The 4,381-nt window shown below is 63.9% G+C and carries 4 protein-coding genes; 2 read left to right on the top strand and 2 right to left on the bottom strand.

Annotated features, from left to right (window positions below; all coding sequences use genetic code 11):
- Nucleotides 1-736 (top strand): alkaline phosphatase D family protein (locus ACK4OE_RS25335; RefSeq protein ID WP_409889187.1); only part of this gene is annotated, 736 nt, incomplete at its 5' end.
- Between the two features lie 284 nt (nt 737-1,020).
- Nucleotides 1,021-2,775 carry a gamma-glutamyltransferase family protein gene (locus tag ACK4OE_RS25330; protein ID WP_409889188.1) on the top strand — a complete coding sequence of 585 codons (1,755 nt, stop codon included), beginning with the start codon at nt 1,021-1,023 and terminating at the stop codon, nt 2,773-2,775.
- Nucleotides 2,776-2,871: 96 nt separating this feature from the next.
- On the opposite strand, the gene ACK4OE_RS25325 is transcribed toward ACK4OE_RS25330, so the two are convergent.
- Together ACK4OE_RS25325 and ACK4OE_RS25320 are read right to left on the bottom strand one after the other, a co-directional pair.
- Entirely contained in the window at nt 2,872-3,288 is a 417-nt protein-coding gene (locus tag ACK4OE_RS25325) for a hypothetical protein (protein ID WP_409889186.1), read from the bottom strand.
- 143 nt (nt 3,289-3,431) lie between these two features.
- Entirely contained in the window at nt 3,432-3,695 is a 264-nt protein-coding gene (locus tag ACK4OE_RS25320) for a hypothetical protein (RefSeq protein ID WP_409889185.1), read from the bottom strand.
- Between the last annotated feature and the right edge of the window lie 686 nt (nt 3,696-4,381).

Raw genomic sequence — 4,381 nt, 5'->3', positions numbered from 1 at the left:
CGGCACCCGCTGGGACGCCCTGCAGGTCTACCGCCGCCTTCGCTGGGGGCGCCTGGCCCACATCCACCTGCTGGACAGCCGCCAGTACCGCACTTGGCAGGCCTGCCGCACGCCCCAGTCCGCCAGCGCGGGCGCTGTGCGCGCCGCCGACTGCGCCGACCTGGCCAGCCCCGCCCGCACGCAGCTGGGCGCGGGGCAAGAGCAGTGGCTGAACACCGGCCTGGCCGAAGACGCACACACCAAAGACACCACACGCTGGAGCGTGCTGGCACAGCAAACCCTGTTTTCGCCGCGCCACTACCCCTCGGGCGTCACCGCCACCGATAGCTGGGACGGCTACCCCGCCGCCCGCGCGCGCCTGCTGCAGGCCGTGGCCCAGCACGCCCCGCGCAACACCGTGCTGCTGGGCGGCGACATCCACCAGAACTACGTGTGCCGGGTGCATGCCGATGTGCAGCGCCCCGAGTCGCCCGTGGTGGCCAGCGAGTTCTGCGGCACATCGATCAGTTCACGCTCGGGCACCACACAGGACAAGGTGGACGCCATTGCCCGCCACAACCCCCACGTGCTGCTGGCCCGCTGCGACCAGCGCGGCTACGGGTTGGCCGACATCACACCCACACGCTGGACCACCACCCTGCGCGTGCTGGACGACCCGCTGCGCGCCGACAGCGCAGCCACCACGCTCGCCCGTTTTGTGGTGGAAGACGGGCGGCCCGGGCCGATGCGCGCTTGACGTTGCTCATACCCCAGATACTCCTATTTTTATAGCTTCTAGCGCTTATCCAACAAGCGCTAGAGGCCAAAAACACTCATATTTTTGGTGCGTGTAGCCTGATGTAACGCTGCGGCGCCCGTCTGCGAAGGCGCCGTACCATGGCCGCTTCTTGCACTGAAGGAGACGCCATGTCTAAAGCAACCACGCCCGCCAGCCCGTCCGCCCGCCTGTTTACCGTTGCACATTCCGCCCGATTCAGCCGGACTTTGATAGCCACCGCGGCCCTCGCCACCGTGGTCGCGATGGCGGGCTGCGCTAACGCTCCACCCCAGTTCGCCTACACCGTGCCCGCCCAGCCCGAAGGCTCGTCCGGCTACACCGAAAAGCCCGGCTGGGCCACCGAGAAATTTGCCGTGGCCGCTGCCAACCCGCTGGCCACCGACGCGGGCTACCAAATCCTCAAGGCCGGTGGCTCGGCCATCGACGCCGCCATCGCGGTGCAAATGGTGCTGACCCTGGTGGAGCCGCAGTCGAGCGGCATCGGCGGTGGCGCCTTCCTGCTGCACAGCACCGGTAAAACCGTAGAGGCCTATGACGGCCGCGAGACCGCCCCCGCCGCTGCAGACGAAAAACTCTTCCTCGGCGCCGACGGCAAGCCCGTGCAGTTCTACGACGGCGTAGTGGGCGGCCGCTCGGTCGGCGTGCCCGGCACCGTGCGCATGCTGGAGCTGGCGCACAAACAGCATGGCAAGCTGCCCTGGGCCACGCTGTTCCAACCCGCCATCACCCTGGCCGAAGGCGGCTTCAAAGTCAGCGCACGGCTCAACACCCTGGTCAAGGCCGACCCGCACCTCAAGAAGGACCCGGTGGCTGCCGCCTATTTCTACAAGGCCGACGGCGACGCTCGCGATGTGGGTGTGAACCTGCGCAACCCCGAGCTGGCCGCCGTGCTGCGCCGCATCGCCGCCGAAGGCAGCAAGGCCCTGCACGAAGGCGAAATCGCCCAGGCCATCGTCGACAAGGTACAAAAGCACCCCACCAACCCCGGCAAACTCAGCATGGCCGACCTGGCCGGCTACCAACCCAAAAAGCGCGAAGCGCTGTGCCACGACTACCAGGTGCAGACCAAAGACTTCCGCATCTGCGGCTTCCCACCGCCCAGCTCGGGCGCCATCGCCATCGGGCAGATCCTGGGCATCCTGAAAAACACCGACGCTGCCGCCAAGCCCCTGCAAGACGGCATCCCATCCGCCGACTGGCTGCACCTGTACACCGAGGCCGCCCGCCTGGCCTTTGCCGACCGCGCGCTGTACGTGGCCGACCCCGACTTTGTGCAGCCCCCCGCAGGCAGTTGGACGAGCCTGATCGCCCCCGCCTACCTGGCCGAACGCGCCAAGCTCATCGGCACGCATAGCATGAAGGTCGCCCAGCCCGGCAACCCCGCCGCCGTCAAGACCAGCTACGCCCCCATGCCCGACCAGCCCGAATACGGCACCAGCCACATCAGCATCGTCGACGCCTTCGGCAACGCCGTGGCTATGACGACGACCATCGAAGACGCCTTTGGTGCCCGCCAGATGGTCAAAGGCTTTTTGCTCAACAACGAGCTGACCGACTTCAGCTTTGCCCCCACCGACGCCCAAGGCCAGCCGATTGCCAACCGCGTGCAACCCGGCAAACGCCCCCGCTCCTCCATGGCGCCCACGCTGGTCTTCGACAAGGCCACGGGCGAGCTGCTGATGAGCGGCGGCAGCCCTGGCGGCGCGGCCATCATTCACTACACGGCCAAGACGCTCTACGGCGTGCTCAACTGGGGCCTGATGCCCCAGCAGGCCATCAACCTGCCCAACTTCGGCTCGATGAACGGCCCCACGCTGCTGGAAGAAAAACGCTTCCCCCCCGCCACGGTGGAAGCCCTGCGCGCCCGCGGTGCCGAGGTGCGCGAGATGAACATGACGAGTGGGTTGCAAGCCATCACGCTGGGCAATGCGCATGGCAAAAAGCTGTGGATGGGCGGGGCGGACCCCAGGCGTGAAGGGGTGGTGATGGGGGATTGAGGTGGGTTTGCTTTTCCTTCACCCTCAAGCCACCTGAAACCGTTCACACTGAGCTCGTCGAAGCGCCACCCAAGGCTACGACGAGCCCAATTTGAACTACATCAGGTCAATGCCATGGTCTGCACACCACTGGCGAAGGCGAGACTCGGTGGCAAACCGCTCAAATTCAAACCACGCGTCCAGCTGACCCTTGCGATCAAGTAACTCCTTGAAGCGTCCGTACCCGCCGGGCCGGTGAAAGAAACCACGGACTGTTTCGGCACTGCTGGAAAGGTACTTTTCCGTGAACTCCATCGCCAGCTCCTGGCCCAGGTCCAGCTCCCGTTTGCCCGGCAACGCCAGGTAGGGGCCGGTTTCAATATCCTCCGGCAGTTCTTCCTCCAGTTCCAGGTCGCTGGACACAATGTGCACGGTGCCGCGCTCCAGGCTGACAAAGGCTTGCGTGTCCATTAGGTCGGCGAGGGAACAAAACTCGTAGCCGTCCAGGATGTCAGTGAATTTTGCGGTGGTCATGGCGAGTGGCGGCTCCATGCTTCAACACTAACGTCAGCGTGAGAGACACAGCGCCGAGCTACGCCCTGCGCGTCACGGACAGGCGAGCCTGAATGAAAGACAGTTGGGCGCCCGCAGTCGACCAAGCATCCCTGCACCAAAACTCACCCCCCAACTGGCGTGAAGAACTTGCTGTATGCAAGATACGTACTGCCGCCGCAGAGAACCAGGAAAAAGAGCATTCTTAATGATGCGTAGAAATCCTCGGTGAACTCACCACGCAATACAGAAAGCCACTCGGGCTGAAACCAGTATCTAAGCGCTTCGAAGAAATCGTCCAACGAGCCAAAAATCGACTTCCAGAACAGGTAGTACAGCGGCACGCACGCTGCGGCGGCTTTGAACCATGGATTGATGAGGGGTTCCATCGGATGGCGTGCTGGTATCGCGAAATTAAGTGGGGTGTCCGTTGGCGCAGGTGCTGAACACATGTAAGCGCGCACTGGCGGACGGCGATGCTAAAGGTCGATGTCCGTGTTGCTGCCTCGGCGACCGAAGAATAGCTTGTATGCGGCCACTACCAACAACACGACCCCCAGGACGCGAAATGGGAGTTGCAGCGGGGGCAGCATAGCCCCCATGAGTTGACCGATTGCGAAGCAAGCTGCCGCTGAAATTGACATCCACACCGCCCACGCAAGGCGTGCCGGAAGCGACTGCGGATCGTCAGAGTTGTCGTCATCAGACGCACTATCAATGGCAACGGATGATGATTTGCCGGGTAGAAAATACACAACGGCTAGCAGCAATAAACCTATGACCGCAGCTCCCTTGCGGACGAGCGGAGTGTTTGCAGCATCCGCAATCGTTGCGAAAACCGCTATGGCACACAACAGAAAGATTAATCGTACGCGCGTTGCGCGGCGTGGATCTGGCATTTTTGGAAGGTCTGACGTTCGAGGTGAGGGGGCGCCAACGGTGGGACGCCAGGCCCGGGCCGGTGAGAATGTACCGCCTACCACCGGCCCGGGCCGGGCGGCCCCGCCGTTGGGTGACCCGTTGAGCGGGGGGGTTGGCCACACGGTTATGATGGCCGCGAACCCCGATAACGAGT

The organism is Acidovorax sp., from assembly GCF_046314175.1.
Taxonomy (GTDB): Bacteria; Pseudomonadota; Gammaproteobacteria; order Burkholderiales; family Burkholderiaceae_C; genus Acidovorax.
Note: the sequence above shows the minus strand (reverse complement) of the source record. Positions and strands in the feature narration are given on the sequence as shown.

Bases quoted from the DNA above. Each gene is read 5' to 3' on its own strand.
- ACK4OE_RS25330 (WP_409889188.1), top strand. From the start codon at position 1,021: ATGGCGGGCTGCGCTAACGCTCCACCCCAGTTCGCCTACACCGTGCCC.
- ACK4OE_RS25320 (WP_409889185.1), bottom strand. From the start codon at position 3,695: ATGGAACCCCTCATCAATCCATGGTTCAAAGCCGCCGCAGCGTGCGTG.
- ACK4OE_RS25325 (WP_409889186.1), bottom strand. From the start codon at position 3,288: ATGACCACCGCAAAATTCACTGACATCCTGGACGGCTACGAGTTTTGT.